This is a genomic window from Streptomyces sp. NPDC001027 (assembly GCF_040299045.1).
Taxonomy (GTDB): domain Bacteria; phylum Actinomycetota; class Actinomycetes; order Streptomycetales; family Streptomycetaceae; genus Streptomyces.
The window spans coordinates 35,578-49,879 of record NZ_JBEPBI010000010.1 but is presented as its reverse complement, the minus strand read 5'-3'; the positions used below and the strand labels follow the sequence as shown (position 1 = coordinate 49,879).

The 14,302-nt window shown below is 70.7% G+C and carries 16 protein-coding genes; 5 read left to right on the top strand and 11 right to left on the bottom strand.

The window, feature by feature from the left end:
• Positions 1–4: 4 nt before the first annotated feature.
• Positions 5–631 (top strand): hypothetical protein, encoded by a 627-nt coding sequence (locus tag ABT300_RS05585; protein ID WP_351672437.1) that lies wholly within the window; start codon positions 5–7, stop codon positions 629–631.
• Between the two features lie 104 nt (positions 632–735).
• Here ABT300_RS05585 and ABT300_RS05580 read toward each other — a convergent pair whose 3' ends face one another.
• Positions 736–1,206, bottom strand: a complete 471-nt coding sequence (locus ABT300_RS05580; RefSeq protein ID WP_351672435.1) for a helix-turn-helix domain-containing protein — start codon at positions 1,204–1,206, stop codon at positions 736–738.
• A 300-nt stretch (positions 1,207–1,506) separates the two neighbouring features.
• Here ABT300_RS05580 and ABT300_RS05575 point away from each other — a divergent pair, with 300 nt between their 5' ends.
• The 3 genes from ABT300_RS05575 (at position 1,507) to ABT300_RS05565 (ending at position 6,391) form a co-directional block, all read left to right on the top strand.
• Positions 1,507–1,728, top strand: a complete 222-nt coding sequence (locus ABT300_RS05575) for a helix-turn-helix domain-containing protein (protein WP_351672433.1) — start codon at positions 1,507–1,509, stop codon at positions 1,726–1,728.
• A 461-nt stretch (positions 1,729–2,189) separates the two neighbouring features.
• A complete protein-coding gene (locus ABT300_RS05570) occupies positions 2,190–6,083 on the top strand; it encodes a hypothetical protein (RefSeq protein ID WP_351672431.1) in 3,894 nt (1,297 codons plus the stop codon).
• Positions 6,083–6,391, top strand: coding sequence for a hypothetical protein (locus tag ABT300_RS05565; protein WP_351672429.1), 309 nt, complete (start codon positions 6,083–6,085; stop codon positions 6,389–6,391). The genes ABT300_RS05570 and ABT300_RS05565 overlap by 1 nt, the downstream gene beginning before the upstream one ends.
• A gap of 266 nt (positions 6,392–6,657) precedes the next feature.
• On the opposite strand, the gene ABT300_RS05560 is transcribed toward ABT300_RS05565, so the two are convergent.
• The 3 genes from ABT300_RS05560 to ABT300_RS05550 all read right to left on the bottom strand — a co-directional run bounded on the left by ABT300_RS05560 (position 6,658) and on the right by ABT300_RS05550 (position 7,725).
• Positions 6,658–6,783: a hypothetical protein gene (locus tag ABT300_RS05560; RefSeq protein ID WP_351672427.1), complete on the bottom strand. Its 126-nt coding sequence runs from the start codon at positions 6,781–6,783 to the stop codon at positions 6,658–6,660.
• Between the two features lie 23 nt (positions 6,784–6,806).
• Entirely contained in the window at positions 6,807–7,280 is a 474-nt protein-coding gene (locus ABT300_RS05555; RefSeq protein WP_351672528.1) for a glycine-rich domain-containing protein, read from the bottom strand.
• A gap of 103 nt (positions 7,281–7,383) precedes the next feature.
• On the bottom strand, positions 7,384–7,725 hold the full coding sequence (locus tag ABT300_RS05550; RefSeq protein ID WP_351672425.1) for a hypothetical protein: 342 nt from the start codon (positions 7,723–7,725) through the stop codon (positions 7,384–7,386).
• Between the two features lie 352 nt (positions 7,726–8,077).
• Here ABT300_RS05550 and ABT300_RS05545 point away from each other — a divergent pair, with 352 nt between their 5' ends.
• Positions 8,078–9,361 carry an NsdA family TPR-like regulatory protein gene (locus ABT300_RS05545; RefSeq protein WP_351672423.1) on the top strand — a complete coding sequence of 428 codons (1,284 nt, stop codon included), beginning with the start codon at positions 8,078–8,080 and terminating at the stop codon, positions 9,359–9,361.
• Between the two features lies 1 nt (position 9,362).
• On the opposite strand, the gene cutA is transcribed toward ABT300_RS05545, so the two are convergent.
• From cutA to ABT300_RS05510, 7 genes are all read right to left on the bottom strand, one after another.
• Entirely contained in the window at positions 9,363–9,689 is a 327-nt protein-coding gene (gene cutA / locus ABT300_RS05540) for a divalent-cation tolerance protein CutA (RefSeq protein WP_351672421.1), read from the bottom strand.
• A 130-nt stretch (positions 9,690–9,819) separates the two neighbouring features.
• A complete protein-coding gene (locus ABT300_RS05535) occupies positions 9,820–10,074 on the bottom strand; it encodes a hypothetical protein (protein ID WP_351672419.1) in 255 nt (84 codons plus the stop codon).
• Positions 10,075–10,328: 254 nt separating this feature from the next.
• Entirely contained in the window at positions 10,329–12,377 is a 2,049-nt protein-coding gene (locus tag ABT300_RS05530; RefSeq protein ID WP_351672417.1) for a P-loop NTPase family protein, read from the bottom strand.
• Between the two features lie 89 nt (positions 12,378–12,466).
• A complete protein-coding gene (locus ABT300_RS05525) occupies positions 12,467–12,643 on the bottom strand; it encodes a DUF6257 family protein (RefSeq protein WP_351672415.1) in 177 nt (58 codons plus the stop codon).
• Between the two features lie 18 nt (positions 12,644–12,661).
• A complete protein-coding gene (locus ABT300_RS05520) occupies positions 12,662–12,847 on the bottom strand; it encodes a hypothetical protein (RefSeq protein WP_351672413.1) in 186 nt (61 codons plus the stop codon).
• Between the two features lie 102 nt (positions 12,848–12,949).
• Positions 12,950–13,270, bottom strand: a complete 321-nt coding sequence (locus tag ABT300_RS05515) for a hypothetical protein (protein ID WP_351672411.1) — start codon at positions 13,268–13,270, stop codon at positions 12,950–12,952.
• Positions 13,267–14,121 carry a DUF2637 domain-containing protein gene (locus ABT300_RS05510; protein WP_351672410.1) on the bottom strand — a complete coding sequence of 285 codons (855 nt, stop codon included), beginning with the start codon at positions 14,119–14,121 and terminating at the stop codon, positions 13,267–13,269. The genes ABT300_RS05515 and ABT300_RS05510 overlap by 4 nt, the downstream gene beginning before the upstream one ends.
• Positions 14,122–14,302: the final 181 nt, after the last annotated feature.

Sequence of the window (14,302 nt, the reverse complement as noted above, 5' to 3'; positions counted from 1 at the left end):
CACCATGCCGACTCAGATCTCCGCGCAGGAAATCGAGATCGTCAACGCCCTGCGCCGCGCCCGCCGCCAGTGGCTCAGCGCCCGCGACGTCCAGGCCCGCACACCGAACACCGCCGCCCGCACCGTCCGGGCAGTCCTGCTGAAGCTCGCCCGGGAAGGCGTCGCCGACTACGTCGAGGTCTTCCCGGGCCGCCGCTACCGGCTCGCAGCCGACGCCGAGGAGAAACACGCCGCGTACTTCCTGAAGGTCTCGACGGCCGCCGCCGCCCTCGGCTGCGATGTGCGAGGCGTGGCGACATCCACCTACTTCCACACCACGGACGCGGCCGAGGCGATCCTCCGGGAAGGCTTCCGCGACGGAGAGGGCGGCTACATGTTCGCCAGTCTCACGCTGCGCGGCGTGTTCCTCGCCGACATGCCGGTCGGCGTGAACGAGGGGGCCAAGGGCGAGGACGTCCTCGCGGTGACGCTCCCGTCCGGTCTCGATCTCGCTGACTACGAACTCGTGCAGGAAGGGAGCACGTACCGCGAGTGGTGCGTGCCGGCCGCGCTGCTCAACACGCACGGAACCTTGAGGCTGCTCTCGGGGGAGGAGGAAGAGGAGTTGGCCCGGAGGCGCTGGCTCGCCTGATCGGCCGCACGAACGATGCCCCGCCGTTGGCGCTGTCCATCGGGCGGGGCATCGGAGTGTTCAGCGTGTGCAGCCAGCAGACGGTGAACAGTGATATCAGCAGGCTACGAGCCGCCACTGACAGCCGCGGCCCTGCTCACGCTCGACGCCCACCACGCGCCGCCTTGCATGGTCGGCGTCCCCCTGGCGTTCAGCCCGGCGGCGATGGACCGCCAACTACGGCCAGCCGTCCGCTCGAGCGCGATACGGTCCACGACTTCCGGCGGTACGGGCGTCCCTCGCCGGTGAATGTGCCGCACACCCGCCCGGCTGCGGAGCCGGCCAGCGTCGACCGCCACGGCCAGGAGGACAGCCTCCTCCCACGGGTCCAGATGCAGTGCAGCGGAGAGTCGTTCGGCGACCTCGACGGACGGCGGCCGCCGCTCGCCCTCGATCGCCTGCACGCACCCCTCCGACACGTGCAACACCTTGGCGAGGCGCTCCCGGGACAGGCCTGCCCGCAGCCGTGCGCTGCGCACCATCGCACCCAGCCCATGCGGCAGGGGCGCCCATCGGGGCGACATGGTCTGTGACATACCCGGATACCTCCACAGGCTTTGAATCATCGGCTCGATGCATTCTCTATCTTCGATTCAAAGGTTCATTGGAGTATCCTTCCAGTAGGACGACCGAGAAAGCCGGGCCGAGGTCCAGCAGCCGTGATGGCTGTCCGAGCGTGATGCTCCCGGGGACGCAGGCACGGTGCATGGCGGGCGAAGGAGCGGCAGGTACCGCCGCGAGGCCAACGCAGGATGCGACGCCGAGCACGAGGAGCGGGCCAGCTCGGGCCCGCGTGACGTCCGCTCCGCGATCCTTCACGCCCCCAGGGGTTTCCTGTGCCGCGCACCTTCTCCGGCCCACGCCTGCGTGATCAGCGCCGTCTCGCCGGCCTCTCCGTCCACGACGTCGCCGACCGCATCGGCCGCTCCTGCTGGTCGATCTACGCCTACGAGCGCGGCCAGGCCGTCCCGCCGATCCCTGTCGCGGACGCTATCGCCGACGCCCTCGGTCTCCCCCTTGACCGCTTCCTCGCCGACGACCGCCAGGCGGTGGCGTAGTGGCCGGCTCATTTCGCATCGCAGAGGGCTTCGTCGAAGTAACTGCAGATGAGAGCGCCTACGACCGCGCCATGGACCGGCTCAAGTCGAAGCGCAACCAGGTCGGCGTACAGCTCAAGCTAGACGACCGGGACGCGACCACGCGCCTCGACCGCTTCCTGCGGGACCGCACCCTCGGCATCAAGCTGAAGGTCGACGAGTCCGCCCTGACACGGCTCCGGCTGCGGGACATCGAAGCCACGATCAACCCGAAGATCTCCGAGTCCGCCTATCGCATCGCACAGAACAAACTCGACCGGCTCACCGCCGACCGGTACGTCAACATCCGCGCGTCGATGGACACAAGGGTCGCCGCGAACGACCTCGCGCTCCTCACCCGCCGCCGCACCGCCCGCGTCGTCGCGGACGCAGACACCCGCGTCGCAGCCGACGACCTCGCCGTCCTGACCCGCCGGCGGACCGTGCGCGTAGACGTCGACGTCGACCGATCCGCCCTCACCTTCCTCACCGGCGTAGGCAGCGCAGGGAGTTCCGCCGGCCTGCTGTCCTCCCGGTTCGCCGGCCTCGCCGCCGCCGCTCTCTCCGCCCTGCCCGCGGTCGCCTCGCTGGGCAGCAGCATCGTTCAGATGGGGCCGGCCGCCGCCCTCGCCGTGCCTGCCCTGGGCGGTCTCGTCACGGCCGTGGCGACCCTCGCCGTGGGCCTGCACGGGGTTGGTGACGCCTTCCGGGCCGCGGGCCAGAAGAGCGGGCAGAGCGGCGCGTCGGCCGCCGCTGCCGCGCGTGCGGTCGCCGCCGCGCAGCTGAACGTCATGCGGGCCACGCGCTCCCTGAAGGAAGCCCAGACCGATGCGGCCCGGCAGATCGCCGACGCGCAGGGCCGGGTGAAGGAAGCGGCCGAGGACGTCCGTGACGCCGAGGTGAAGGCCGCCGCCGACCGGCAGGCCGCGCTACGCCGAGTCGCCGACGCCGAACGCAACCTGACCGACGCAGCGAGGGACGCGAAGCAGGCCGAACTCGACCTGACCGAGGCCCGCCGGGAAGCCGCGCAGCAGCTCGAGGATTTGAACAACCGGCTGGTCGACGCGCAGCTTGACCAGCGTCAGGCCGTCCTCGATCTGCAGGACGCGGAGAAGGACCTTGTCGCGGTCAAGGCCAAGGGCGCCGCAGCGTCCGCCTCCGACATCGAGGAGGCGCAGCTCGGCTACGACAAGGCCGTTCAGCGGCTGCGGGAGCAGCAGACCGAAACGGCCCGGCTCACCGAGCAGACTGCCGCGGCGAACAAGGCCGGCGTCGAGGGCTCCGACACGGTCACGGCCGCGCAGGCGAAGGTGGCGGACGCGCAGCGCACCGTCGGCGACCGCACCCGCGACGTGCGCGACGCCCAGGCGGAGGCGGCGAAGGCCGCGAAGGACGGCGCCGAGTCCGTCCGCGACGCACAGGAGAAGCTCGCGCAGGCGCAGCGGGGTGTAGCCGACGCTCAGGTGGCAGCGGCCCGCCAGGTGAGGGCCGCACAGGAAGCCGTCGCGGACGCCCAACGGTCCGTGAACGACTCGATGGCCAAGGGTGCAGCGCAGGCCGACAAGTACGCGGAGGCCATGGCGAAGCTTTCGCCGAACGCCCGCGACTTCGTCACCTCCATCCGCGCTCTCGGGCCCGGCTTCTCCGCGCTGCGGATGCAGGTCCAGGATCGTTTGTTCCGTGGGCTCGGCGACTCCGTCGCCCGCTTGGGAACCGCGGCGCTGCCCGCTCTGAAGTCCGGTCTCGGCGGGATGGCGGACATCCTGAACGGGATGGGCCGCGGCCTCGCGGACACCTTCACCCGGCTCGCCGACCAGGGCCTGCTGAAGCGGGTGTTCGACGGCTTCAACAACGGCATGAGGCCGCTGCAGAAGATTCCCGGACAGCTCGGGCAGGCCTTCGTGCAGCTGGGCATCGCCGCCTCGCCTGCGTTCGCACGGATCAGCACGGCGGGCGCGAACGCCGCGACCCGCATCTCCGACAGGCTGACCGCCGCGTTCCAAGATGGCCGCCTCGAGGCCGCCATCAACCACGGGGTCGCGGTCGTCAAGAAGTTCGGGCGCCTCGTCGGCGACGTGTTCGGCACCCTGAAGAACGTCCTCCACGCTGCGTCGGTCGGCGGCGGCGATGCGCTCACGAACCTGGGCGCCGCGTTCAAGGAGATGCGGCGGGTCACTGGCCTGCCGGAAATGCAGGACGGCCTGACCCGCATCTTCCGCATGTTCCACGAGATCTCGTCCCTCGTGACCGGTGTGTTCGGTGCCGCGCTCGAGGCGCTGGTGCCGATCATCGCCCCGTTCGCCGACAAGATCGCGGGGATTGCCGGCGCGCTCAGGGGTCCGCTGATGGACTTCTTCGGCTTTGTGCGGGATCACCACGCCGCGTTCGGGGCTCTGGCTACGGGCATCCTCGCCATCGTTGCGGCGGTGAAGCTGTGGTCTCTCGCGACGAAGGCGCTGGCGGCGGCTCAGGCTCTGCTCACGGCGGTCATGGCGGCGAACCCCATCACTTTGATCGCTCTCGCGGTCGTCGGTCTGGCGGGCGCGTTCGCTTACGCCTGGCATGAGAGTGAGACGTTCCGCAACGTCGTCACGGGCGTGTGGGAGGCCGTGAAGGGCTTCTTCGCCGGAACGTGGGACTGGATCAAGGAGTATCTGATTCAGCCGTTCCAGCGCCTCTACGACGTGCTGGTCGGGCACAGCATCATCCCGGATCTCGTCCACTCGATCGTCGGCTGGTTCACGCAGTTGTGGACGAAGACGAAAGAGATCTACACCGCGCTGAAGACGTGGCTGGTCAACCTGTGGAACAGCATCTGGTCGTCGCTGACGTCCCGCTGGAACAGCTTCTGGTCGGGCCTGCGGACGGCGACGTCCAACGCGTGGGCGAGTTTGAAGTCGGGCTTCAACTCGTTGAAGACGTCGCTGTCGAACACGTGGAACGGGATGTGGACCGGCCTGTCGTCGAAGGTCGCATCGATCATCACGACGATCAACGGGAAGATCGCCGCGTTCAAGACGAACATGACGAACGCGTTCTCCCTGCTGAAGACGGGGATCGGCGTCGTCTGGGACGGCATCAAGTCGAAGATCGGCACCCCCGTGAAGTGGGTGGTGGATCACGTCTACAACAACGGCATCCGCAAGATGTGGAACACCGTCGCCGGGAAAGTCTCGTCGAAGCTGACGCTGCCCGCGATCTCGCTGGGCTTCAACTCCGGTGGTGTCGTACCGGGTAGCGGAAGCCGGGACACCGTGCCGGCGATGCTCACGCCGGGCGAGCGGATCCTGTCGACGGAGCAGGTCGCCAAGCTCGGCGGGCATCGGGGCATTGACGCCATGCTCGGTACGGACCGGCCGGCGAAGACGGGCGGGAACCCGACGCCGCAGCAGGAGCGCAAGCAGCACCAGGCGGTGCCTGGCTATGCGGACGGCGGGATCATCGGGAAGGTGACGTCGGCGATCGGCGGCGCAGTCTCGTCGGCCGCTTCGTGGGCGAAGGATCTCGTCGTGGGTGGTCTGCAGGCGGCGGCCCGGAAGGCGATCTCAGCGCTTGTGGGTCCGCTGATCGGCCGGATTCCGGCTGGCGGTGTCGGCTCCCTGATGAAGGGTCTGTCCAGCAAGGCGCTGGATTCGATGCTGAGTTTCCTGGGGGGAGAGGACAAGAAGGCGAAGGGCGGCCCGGCGGTTCAGAAGGCGCTGGCCTGGGCGCGGACGCAGGATGGCAAGCCGTATCAGTGGGGTGGGGACGGGAACCCTAGCTTCGACTGCTCGGGTCTGGTCTCCGCTATCGAGTCGGTGATCCGGGGGGAGCGTCCGCACCGCCGGTGGGCGACGGGTTCGTTCGTCGGGAACTCGGGCCCGGCGGGTTGGGTGCGGAACCTGAACAGCCCGTTCATGATCGGGGTCACGAACGCCGGGGTGGGGCACACGGCTGGCACGCTGGCCGGGGTGAATGTGGAGTCGCGGGGCGGCGACGGCATCGTCATCGGCCGGGGTGCCCGCGGCTACAACGACCCCCTCTTCACCTCGAGGTGGGGTTTCGCGCCGGCCGCGAAGTACGACAGCGGCGGCCTGTTGCAGCCGGGCGCAACGCTCGCGATCAACAAGACGCGCAAGCCCGAAGCCGTCCTCACGGCGGAGGAGCACGAAGCGTTCCGCAGCCTTGTGCAATCTGGGCTCCAGTCGATGGCTGCGGGTGGGGTTCAAGTGACGCTCAACATGACCGTGAACAGTGCCACCCTGCCGAGTCCCTTGGAACGGCGCCGCTTCGCGACGGGCATGGCCGACGACATCAAGGAAGCCTTGCGGAAGCTCGACAACAGCAGGAGGCGCTGATGGGCCAGCGACTGCGCCGCCGTGCCTGGCGGTCGACACCGAAGAGGCGCACCAGCGTGGGCCTGGCCGAAGGGCTGACAGCCGACTATCCGCTGCCCTGCCGGGTACTGAAGGGCCTCGACCTGATCGCCTGCCCGCAGTGCGAGGCGGCCGACGATCTCGTGGTCGCGATCGACGGCAACGACCGCAGCGAGACCGCTTCGTACATGACCTGCCCGGAAGGCCACAGGTGGGCGGAGCCGCGGTTCCCGCGCCGGCTGGGCGTCGAGCTCCTGGAGAGGTACATCGCGGACGGCAAGCACCTGTAGCCAGGGGTGCGCGTCAGTCCCGACCCCCACGGTCGTAACGGCCGCGCTGGTCGCCGCCAGGGGTCCTCACCAGTGAGGACCCTTTCGCGCATCGAGCGAAAGCACTGGTCAGAAGGCTGGACGTGTGAGACACACGTCCAGCTCGCGGGTGATGCGCAAGCCCGGGTGCGGTGCGGCCCCGGCCGGGACGTGCTCCGACCGGGGCCAGGATCCCGCCCACCCCCATGACGCCTGGGGTGCGAGGCAGGCGGGCCGCTGGTGTTGCCTCAGTCCTTGGGCGGGACGATGAACGCCCGCTTCGGTTGCGGCTGCGGGTCACGGGACCGGGGCTGCTGTGCGCGCTTCCACGCCGCCACCACTTCCGCGTACCTCGGGTCAATCCACTCGGACATGCGGCCTCCCTTCAGCAGGGAGGCTAGACCACACCGCCCGGCTTCGGCTTCGGTGTGATGACGATGGTGCAGTCAGGTGAGTGCTGGCACTTCGCCGCCACCGAAACGAGAGTCTCGTCGGACGGCGGACCCCACAACTGCGGGTCGGCCTCCCACCCGAGTTCGCCGATCTTCTCGCGGGTCCGGTCCAGGATCGGCGGGTCATAGTTCGTCGGATCCCACCCCGGATAGTGGTGGACGAAGGCGCCGCCGAGCCGCTGACACAGCTCCGCGTACACGGCGGTGTGCAGGATGAGGGCGTGCCAGCCCTCGTCCACGATCCGCGACGGGGCAAGGCCGACGCCCGGATTGGCGGAGCAGGCGGCCACGAACTTGAGGCCCTCCTCGACGATCCGGCCGGCCATCTCTGCGGCCATGTCCGGGTTGCCGTCCATCACGGTCGCGCGGCAGCCGGCGAACTCCTCGTCGCTGATGAGCATGCGGGCGAGCGCGGGCATGGGCCCCGGGTCGGGCATGGGTCCCGGCGGTATGGTCACGTTCTCTCCTTCGCTGGTTGCGGATGGGGATGGCACCGCCCGGGGCCGGGGTTCTTCGCGGGATTCACCGGCCGGGCGGGGAGCTCGTGAGCGGAGCCTGCTGTCGGGGCAGGGAGAGCCTGTACAGGGCCGCGCTGTCGGGGCAGTAGTCGTTGTGCGAGCAGCGGGCGCACGTCTTGACGTGCAGGGCGTACACGCGGGCGGCCTCTTGCCCGGTGCAGGCATGGCAGGCCTGCGGCGTCCACCGCTGCAGCGTCCCGCCGAGAGGGCTGATCCGCGGCCCCAGGTCCACGGCCGGGCCCTTCCCGCACCAGACGCAGCGGCTCCCGTCGACCCGTTCGGGGGCGAGGCCGGCCGCCCTCGGCACGGGCAGCATCTCCGCGGCGCGGACGAATCCCAGGTTCACCGGTGGTCGGCGACGGGCTGAAGGTCGTAGGCCTCGCGGCAGGAGACGCAGGCGAAGAGGCGGGCGCCGCTCGTGTCCCGGACGAGCCTCGCGGTGTTGGAGTAGGCCTGATGCCATGCGCAGAAGCCAATGCCGGTAGTTCGGGGGATGGTCGGGGGTTCCTCGGTCTGCGTAGGCTTCGCCACGTCGACTCCAAGCGGTCGGCCAAGCCCGGGGCCGTGTCCGCGGCCGCCGGGGTCTGAGAGCCCAGCTTCGCCACCGCCTACGGCTTCTGACTTCCCGCCGAGGGGTACCCATCGGGGGGATACCCTCGCGTCAGACCATGCCGTCACCCCGTGCGATGAGGCACCTCATGACCGGTCACGAACCGCCAACCGCGCTGCCCCGTGCGCTGCTCGAGCGTGCCGACGTGCGGGCCGCGCTCGCCGCCCACGACTTCGGCACCGTGTTCCACCTCGCGCGCGCCGAGGCGGGCATCAGCTACTCGATGATCGCGGCCGAGTGCGGCATCAAGCCCGAACGGGTCGGGGCCCTCGCCAAAGCGCGAGGCAAGGTGACGTCGTTCGAGAAGGTCGTCCGTATCGCCGACGCGCTGCGCATCCCCGGCCACCTGGTCGGCCTCGCCCGCCGGCCGTGGGAGGAGACGAGCGTGGACACGGGACCGGAGCGCCGGGAGTTCCTGAAAGCCTCCGCAGCGGCGAGCCTGGCCGTCGGCCTGCCCGACCTGACCCGCCCGCCGGCGGGCAACCGCGTCGGCAGCGACGTCCCCGAGAAGCTGCGCCAGCGCACCGCCCGCCTGCGTCGCCTCGACGACGTCCTCGGAGGCGGCGACACCTACCGCACCTACCTCGGCGAATACCAGTCCACCAGGGGCCTGCTGCGCGGCCGTTCGTACACCGAGGCCACCGGCCGGGGTCTGCTGTCCGTCCTCGCCGAGCAGGCGCAGCAGGCCGGTTGGGCGGCGTTCGACGGCGGCCGGCACGCGGAGGCGCACGGCCTGTACGAAGCCAGCCGGAAAGCCGCGGTCGAGGCCGGTGACGCCGAGCTCGCCGGGAACGCGCTCGCCTTCCTCGCCTACCAGGGACTGCGCGAGGACCGGCAGGCGGCGGTGCAGACCGCCGCCAGGTCGTGCGCAACTGCCGGCCCGCACGCCGCTCCCGGGGTGCGGGCCCTGCTGCATGAGCGGCTGGCGTGGGCGACCGCGGTGGCGGGCCAGGGCGACGAGACGGAGCGTGCCCTGGACGCGGCCCGCGACGCGCTCGCCGAAGCCGACGGGACTCCGCAGCCGGATTGGGCGGCGTGGGTCGACGAGACGGAACTGCAGATCATGGCGGGCCGCTGCTGGACGGAGCTGCGTCGCCCTCTGCGGGCGGTGCCGGTCCTCGAGGCGGCGCTCGCCCGCTACGACGACTCGCATGCGCGGGACAAGGCGCTGTATCTGTCGTGGCTCGCCGACTCCTACCTGACCGCGGGGGAGGTCGAGGCGGCCGCGACGGTCACGGGCCGTGCGCTCGACCTGTGTTCGGGGGTGGCGTCCGTGCGGCCACGGGAGCGGCTGGCGACGGTGCTGCGCCGGCTGCGGGAGCACCAGGCGCTGCCCGCGGTCGCGACCGTGTTGGATCAGTCCCGCGCGTGACCTACTCGCCCGGAGCAGTGTTCGCGGTGATCCAGTCGAGGCAGCCCTGCGACCCGGCTTCGATCGCGACGGCGGCGATCTCCGGCTTCTGCCACGGGTGGTGCTTCAGCAGGTGGGCTTCCAGCTGGGGGTAGCGGGCGCGGGTGGTCTTCAGCAGGAGCTGCCATTCCTCGCCGGTGCCGAACTCGCCGTCGTGCCAGAACGCTGAGGTGACCGGGCCGACGATCTGCGCGCCGGCGGCAAGCCGTTCGGCAACCGCTGTGCGGGCGAGATCGACGGCCTGGTCGCGGGTGGGCGTCGCTGTGGATACCTGAAGGAAGTCAGCCATGCGCGGGAGCGTATGCGTCGGCCGCGACCATGCGAAAGGCCCCCACCGTGCCCTACGAAGGGCGTGGCGGGGGCCTTGTGTGGTGTCAGCGCGTACCGACGTCGTGGGTGCGCCAGCCGACGCGGCGTTGTCAGGACTTCGGCGGGTTGCCCTCGCGACCCCACCGGGTGGCCCAGTACAGGTCTCGCACGGGCACGTACTCCTGGAACGCCTTCATGGCCTCAGTCTGTGCGTCGCGCTGCGCCTTCGTCAGTTCCGGAGGCTGCTCTCCGGGGGCGAGGGGCCTCGCGTCACCCGTGGCGTCCCGCAGCACCCGGTACGACTCGGTGACCCGGTTCAGGGCGCCCCTGTACCGGTCTTCCAGTTCCTCAAACGACTCGCTCATTCCTCTTCCTTTCCGTCCGGTTGGACGACGTGAGGCGGGACTGTACGGCCGCAGCCACGAATCGCCAAGCAGCCGCGGGACCGGGTAGGGAGGGATGCCACGAAGGGGAGCCGGAGGGGCCGTTTGCGGGGGTCAGACTGACCCTCACAAGGCGCCTCCCTCGCCTCCCTGACTGGCCATATCCGCAGGTCATGTCGAGGGAGGCGGGGCAGGGAGTCGGGTAGGGAGAACTCCCTGACCCCTCGCCGATCCCTCTATGCCACTGCGCGGCCGGCGAGGGCGTCAACGACCTTCTGACGGTCGACGACCATCACCCCGTCGCTCTTGTGGGGCTCCGCGTCGAAGCCCTCCAGGAACTCCTTCAAATCGCCGTTCTTCCACTCCCGGTAGTAGCCGGGGTTCCGGCCGGCGAGCCGCTGCAACACCTCCTGCGTCCGCATCCGGGGCGCGGTGCCGAGGGCGGCGAGAATGTCGGCGAGGGGGTCGACGTCCTTCACGGTCTCCAGCTGGTGGACGGTGGCCACACTGTTGCGGGCCTGCTTCGCCCGCTCGGCGATCTCCTTCGCCGGATCGGTGTCGACGAAGTACGTCCGCACGGTGATGGACGCCTCGCCTGCGGGGATGTCGATGCCGTCGGAGGCGACGACGACCGTCCCCTTGTCGAGGCCCTGCCGCAGCAGATGGGGTGCTGCGCCGCCGTCCACGGCCTTGTCGCCGAGCGCCATCTTGGCCTGCGACTCGGTGCCGACGACGAGGGACGCGCGGGTGTGCGCGCCCTCGCGCACCAGCTTCGGCAGGTTCTCGTCGGTGGGGTCCTGCGTGCCCTGCCACAGGGTGACGTTCACGGCGCGGCCCTGGTTGTGGAGCCGCCGGCACGCCATGAAGTAGCGGGACGTGGCCTTCTTCCCGCCATAGGGCAGCTTGTTGTCGTCCTTCAGCGGGTTCATGAACGCCACCTGCGCCTCATCGACGATGACGACGAGCGGCGCGTGCACAGTCCCGGCCGGGGCCTGCAGGCGGGCCTCCATCTCCTTCACCGCGGCCTCGACCATCTCCGTGACGGCGCAGGCGTGTTCGTCGGTCGGGCCCTCGATGAGCACCTCGGCCAGGCCCTCGAACATGCGCCAGTCGCCCACGCCCTTCAGGTCGCCGATCCAGAACTTGACGGCCGGGTCGAACGCCAGCCACAGCGCGAGGGACCGCAGCGAGGCGGTCTTGCCCTGGTTGGACAGGCCGGTGATGAGCAGCATCCGCTGGTACAGGCTGAGGGCGACGGCGTCACCGCGCAGGGACTGGCCCCACGGGGCGCGGCCGGCCTTGTAGTCGGCGCGCACGTCAGGGTCGGTGACCAGCGGGGACGCGCCGATCGGCTCGTCCAGCGCGCCGGAGTCGGCGACCCACAGCCGCACGGTGCGGGCGGCCTCCGGGATGGTGATGAACACCTCGTGCTCGTGCCGGTTGAGGTTCTCGGCGAGCTTCCTGCGCCTGCCCTGGATCTCCTCGGTGGACACGCCGGTGGGCAGGGTCACGTCGAGTTCGACGCCGCAGCCTGCAATGACGATCGGGGAGAGCATGGCGGCGCCGACGTCGCCCATCGCCTCGATGGACTTGCGCAGCGCGGCGATGCCCAGGTCGCGGAACGCGGTGACGACGACGGACGGCGTGACCGGCCCGCCGAGGTCGCGTACCTGCGCGGGCAGCGCCCACTGGGGTGCGGTGTGCCGCTGCTGGCCGATGGCCCACACCGCGGCGAGGGCGAGCCACGGGGCGGCGAGGAGGAGCGGATCCCACACGACGCCGGCGATGAACGCCCCCCACCGCACCAGGTCGACGACCGTCTCGATGGGGGTGAGGACGTCGTGCACGTCGTGGTTCGCCCAGGCCAGCAGGATGCCGAGCATGAGGAGCACGCCGCCCGCGCCGACGGTCGCGGAGGCGACGGCCTTCGGGGCGTTGAGGGCGAGCTGCAGCAGGTCCATGCGCCGCTTGTGGCGGGCCGCCCGGAACTGGTGGCCGCGCTGCTCCCACTCCTTGACCTCGTCGAGGAGGCCGGCGGCTTCGGCGGCACGGATCATGCGCTCATATCGGGAGGCGGTGCGGCTCTCCCAGGCGCGGCGGGCGACGACGCGGCTTCCGCCGGCCATGTAGGAGGCATGGCGGACGGCGAGGCGGCCGACGGTGCGGACGCGGTCGTCGGCGAGGGCGGCCCGTGCGACGGTGCGGAACCGGGCGCGGCGCCGCTCCTGCTGGGTGTCCTGGGTGTTCGTGTCGCTGGTCGGTGCCTTCAGCAGGGTCACTGACATGCTGGTCTCTCCTGGTTTCGTGACGCGTTACGGGCCGGGCCCGGGGCGGCCGGACGACTTGCCGGAAGGACGGCCGCCCCGGGGCGGATCTAGCTCTTGTTCTTGCGGCGCAGCGCCTGGTTCTCGATGCGCTCGACCCTGCGTTTCAGATCGGAGAGGTCGACGGCGTCACCGGCGAGGCCGCGCTTCCCCATCCGGGCGAGCAGGCCGGCCATGCGCAACTGCTCGCCGCGGGTGAAGTCGCTGAACTTGAGGTCATCGGCCATCGGTCTTCTTCTCTCTGGTCAGCGGTGGCGGAGGATGCGGCCGAGGAGGCTGCTGACCTCGTCGGTGCGGTCGGCGACCTTCCCGGAGTCGAGGCGGTCGGCGTAGGCCTCCAGCCGCTGCGCCTCGGTCTCCTTGCCGCGGCTGCGGACGGTGTCGGCGGCCTGCCGCGCCTTCTCGGCCTGCTTCTTCATGCGGTCGCTCATCGGGGTTCCTCTCTGGTTGCGGGCCGGGCTGTCCGGCCCCACCGCACCCCCGCAGTCGTGGGCGTAGGCCCACAACTGGCGGAGGACGGAAGGGCAGGCAGGTCAGCGCTTCTTCTGCATGTCGCGCCACAGGTCCCGCAGGATCAGCGCGACGATCGCGGCGACGCCGCCGAGGATGGCCAGGGCGAGAGAGGCGAACGCCAGGCCGACGGATCCGACGCACACCGCGCAAGCGATGCCGATCCACTCGCCGGCCGACCGACCGGGCTTGTGCTGGTGCTGGCAGGCGTGCGGCTGGACGGTCTGCTGCTGGACGGTGGCGGCCTTGGCGAGCTCCACCGCGGCCAGGGCGAGTTGCACGGCGACGGTGTCCGTCTGGGCTTCCCGGACGGCGGCCTCCGCCTTGTCGAGGGCGTCGCTCATGCCTTCACCGCCGGCACCAGCGCGACGGACGGGGGCCGCCGGTCGGCGAGGAATTCGAGGTCGCCTTCCTGCCGCTCCTCGTCGAGGCGGGCGAAGACCTTTTTCACATACGAGGTGCTGCGGGTGGCCTGCCGTGCTGTCTCGGTGACGGAGGTGCCCATCACCCAGGCCGCGCGGATCACGTTCGCCGCGGCTGCGGTCGGCAACCGGTCGTCCGTCGGACCGGTCACCTCGTCGTCCTCGTCGCGGGACGGGAATACGGGGTGCCACACCCGGCGGTCACCGCAGATGACCAGCGGCTCAATCGCCGGGGCAGGTTCGGGCGGTTCGATCGCTACCGGCTCGGCGGCGGTCACCTCGACGGGGGTGACCGTGGGCACCTCGGGGCGGTCGACCGCGACTTCGACCATCGGGGCGAGGGTGACCGGCTGCTCGGCCTCGCCGCGCTCGGCGAGGGCCTGGTGGATCTGCCTCATGAGTGCGCCGAACGCGAGGAGCGCGGCCGTGGGCGGCACGGCGGCGACCACGTAGTCGAGGAGCTCGGCGTTCCCGCCGACGCCGGCCACGTTCAGGGCGATCGATCCGCCGGACCCGGCGGCGGTCAGGCAGATCGCCCACCAGTCGACGTGCCGCAGGATCGCCGCGCGCAGCCACATCAGCTCGCCCGCCATGATGAACAGGTCGAGGCAGGCCGGCCATGCCCACGCGCGGACGTCCTTGCCCTGCATGCCGTGGGCGAGGGCGACCTCGGCCAGGTGCGCATACGACAGCCAGAACGCGGTGGCGGTCAGGGCGATGATGACCAGGCCGGCCGCGACGGCGAGGACTCGGGTCGGGTTCTGCAGCTTCATTCGCCCACCTCCGGGGCGGCAGCGCGCACGACGAGGTGCGCGCAGAGGACGGCGCCTTCACGGTCGCTGCGGTCGACGGCGTCGACGAGAGCGGCCATCAAGGCGGGAACGGTAGGGAGTCGCCGGGGCGACCGGGCCGCCGCCGCGAGGGCAGCGGTCTCGGTCGGCCGGCGAACCGGGC

What these genes read in the sequence shown, in the direction of transcription:
- ABT300_RS05510 (WP_351672410.1), bottom strand. Translation starts at nt 14,121, where the DNA reads ATGAAGCTGCAGAACCCGACCCGAGTCCTCGCCGTCGCGGCCGGCCTG.
- ABT300_RS05580 (WP_351672435.1), bottom strand. Translation starts at nt 1,206, where the DNA reads ATGTCACAGACCATGTCGCCCCGATGGGCGCCCCTGCCGCATGGGCTG.
- ABT300_RS05585 (WP_351672437.1), top strand. Translation starts at nt 5, where the DNA reads ATGCCGACTCAGATCTCCGCGCAGGAAATCGAGATCGTCAACGCCCTG.
- ABT300_RS05515 (WP_351672411.1), bottom strand. Translation starts at nt 13,270, where the DNA reads ATGAGCGACGCCCTCGACAAGGCGGAGGCCGCCGTCCGGGAAGCCCAG.
- ABT300_RS05520 (WP_351672413.1), bottom strand. Translation starts at nt 12,847, where the DNA reads ATGAGCGACCGCATGAAGAAGCAGGCCGAGAAGGCGCGGCAGGCCGCC.
- ABT300_RS05535 (WP_351672419.1), bottom strand. Translation starts at nt 10,074, where the DNA reads ATGAGCGAGTCGTTTGAGGAACTGGAAGACCGGTACAGGGGCGCCCTG.
- ABT300_RS05560 (WP_351672427.1), bottom strand. Translation starts at nt 6,783, where the DNA reads ATGTCCGAGTGGATTGACCCGAGGTACGCGGAAGTGGTGGCGGCGTGG.
- ABT300_RS05555 (WP_351672528.1), bottom strand. Translation starts at nt 7,280, where the DNA reads ATGCCCGCGCTCGCCCGCATGCTCATCAGCGACGAGGAGTTCGCCGGC.
- cutA (WP_351672421.1), bottom strand. Translation starts at nt 9,689, where the DNA reads ATGGCTGACTTCCTTCAGGTATCCACAGCGACGCCCACCCGCGACCAG.
- ABT300_RS05565 (WP_351672429.1), top strand. Translation starts at nt 6,083, where the DNA reads ATGGGCCAGCGACTGCGCCGCCGTGCCTGGCGGTCGACACCGAAGAGG.
- ABT300_RS05525 (WP_351672415.1), bottom strand. Translation starts at nt 12,643, where the DNA reads ATGGCCGATGACCTCAAGTTCAGCGACTTCACCCGCGGCGAGCAGTTG.
- ABT300_RS05530 (WP_351672417.1), bottom strand. Translation starts at nt 12,377, where the DNA reads ATGTCAGTGACCCTGCTGAAGGCACCGACCAGCGACACGAACACCCAG.
- ABT300_RS05545 (WP_351672423.1), top strand. Translation starts at nt 8,078, where the DNA reads ATGACCGGTCACGAACCGCCAACCGCGCTGCCCCGTGCGCTGCTCGAG.